The 1750-nt window shown below is 40.7% G+C and carries 2 protein-coding genes and 1 pseudogene; 2 read left to right on the top strand and 1 reads right to left on the bottom strand.

Annotated elements, in window-relative coordinates:
• Positions 1-283, bottom strand: a pseudogene (locus B371_RS0100495) (hypothetical protein); the annotation flags it as partial.
• A 329-nt stretch (positions 284-612) separates the two neighbouring features.
• Here B371_RS0100495 and B371_RS0100500 point away from each other — a divergent pair.
• Positions 613-963, top strand: coding sequence for a YojF family protein (locus tag B371_RS0100500; protein WP_019412401.1), 351 nt, complete (start codon positions 613-615; stop codon positions 961-963).
• A gap of 13 nt (positions 964-976) precedes the next feature.
• A complete protein-coding gene (bshB2, locus tag B371_RS0100505; protein ID WP_019412402.1) occupies positions 977-1672 on the top strand; it encodes a bacillithiol biosynthesis deacetylase BshB2 in 696 nt (231 codons plus the stop codon).
• Positions 1673-1750: the final 78 nt, after the last annotated feature.

Consider the following 1750-nt stretch of genomic DNA (forward strand, 5'->3'; position numbering starts at 1 on the left):
TTCCGTTCACTTCTTCTTTCTCTGATTTGTAGAAGCTGATGGAAGCCTTGTTATTCTGTTTTTCCGCTTCTGTGAGTTTCTTGGAAATGGCACGGTACATACGAATGAGTTGTTTGTGGCGTTTCGTCCGTTTCATGCGTTTTTCCCGCTTCAACAGTTCGCCCAAGCACGTATTATAAATCGCTCGATTGATTTCCAACTCGGTTTCAATTAGCTTTTCATCGCTCTCATCAGTATGCATCTTGACTTTCAGCACGAAAGTCGGGGATGATTCCTTTGCCATTCCCAACACCTCTTTTCCTGAATCGTTACCTATTTTCAGTGTACCATAAAACGAACATACGTTCCACTAGGAGACAGGAAGAATTGCATAAAAAAATGCTTGAAGTGCCAAAAACCTTCGGCTTTCAGTGGCACTCCGCATTTTTCTTCGCTTTCCTCCCACCGCTAAAGCAGTGGGCTTCCAGCTCAGGCAAGTCTGTGACGAATTAATACTTGAATTTTAGTTTTTTTATTAAAGGACTTCCCAAGCTTTCGAGCAACCTAATCGCTTTCGACGTAAGAATTCTCTATACTAAATTGAAGAGCTTTTTTTAAAAAGGGGGCATTATTATGGACGTTGTACATGTTGAGAAGTTACAAAGCTTGTTAAATTCATTCGCTGATAAAGATATTTACCTTCACCTAGAAACAACGAACGGTGCCTATGCTTCTCATTTTGATGAAACCGTGTTTAATGCAGGTGCCTTTATTCGAAATATTGTTATTTCATATGAATTAGGTAAGGTTACTGGAGAAAGTCCACATCGAGTTGGCTTAAAGTTGCCTCATGGCTGGGTGTATGCACAAGGTATTACACATTTCGAATTGGATGAACATGGCCGTCTGTTGATGGCTGGGCATGATCAGACTGGAAAATTAGCAGTAGCACTTCACATTAGTGAAACGCCATTTACTTATTAAAGGAGGAACATTGATGACACTTCCACACGAAAGACATGTATTAGTTGTTTTTCCTCACCCTGATGATGAGGCATTCGGTGTTTCCGGAACTATTTCAACATATATTAAACAAGGAACACCCGTTACATATGCATGTTTAACGCTAGGAGAAATGGGCCGGAATTTAGGAAATCCTCCTTTTGCGACTAGAGAATCTTTGCCACATATTCGAAAACAAGAATTACTTGCATCCGCACAAGCTATGGGTCTAACAGATTTACGAATGATGGGTTTACGTGATAAAACCGTCGAATTTGAAGATGATGAAAAGATGGTCCAAATGATGACGAAGTTAATAGACGAAACGAACCCTTCTCTTGTCATTACGTTTTATCCAAACTATGCAGTTCATCCAGACCATGAAGCGACTGCAAAAGCAGTTGTCAGAGCGATCCGTCGAATAAATGAGCAAGAACGTCCGAAATTGTATGCTGTTGCATTTGCAAATAATACAAAAGACCAACTAGGCGAGCCTGATATTATTCATGACATTCGACTAGCACGCGATCAAAAAATGGGTGCCATGAGGGCACACATTTCGCAAACCGCGTGGATGTTAGAAGAGATGGACAAACGCTTAGCTGAAGGAGAACCTGAAGCTGAAAATTGGCTTACATATGAACGGTTCTACCAATATCGTTGGCATGAAGATTTTGAAACTTCATTTTAAGAAAAGCCGGGGTAAGTGCGCCCGGTCCTTTAATAAAATAGCCTTCTATTTAAGTCAACTGATTTCCGTTACAGGCGG

It is taken from the genome of Paenisporosarcina sp. TG20, assembly GCF_000286315.1.
Taxonomy (GTDB): Bacteria; Bacillota; Bacilli; order Bacillales_A; family Planococcaceae; genus Paenisporosarcina.